Source organism: Oleiphilus sp. HI0061 (assembly GCF_001635675.1).
The window spans coordinates 1-281 of record NZ_LWFE01000897.1; the positions used below are offsets into that span (position 1 = coordinate 1).

1 pseudogene is annotated in these 281 nt (G+C 46.6%); it reads right to left on the minus strand.

Annotated elements, in window-relative coordinates:
• Positions 1-281: pseudogene (locus A3735_RS10630) on the minus strand (PD40 domain-containing protein); the annotation flags it as partial.

The window sequence follows — 281 nt, forward strand, 5'->3', positions numbered from 1 at the left end:
TACGACACTTTTACCGTCCTGTGACCAGCTTGCCTCGGTATCAATACCTGAGTCGAATGTTAATCGCTCAGTGCGATCACGAGCCAAGTCATAACTATATAACTCGGCGTTGCCATCTTTCGACAAGGTCATTACCAGAGAGGAATCATCTGGCGACCACATAGGCGAGTCATTCAAGCCTTTAAACGAGGTCACCTTTCTTTGATTTCCTGAAATCACATGCTGAATGTAAATTGCTGGGCGACCAGAGTCATAAGACACGTAAGTCAGGTGCTGCCCAT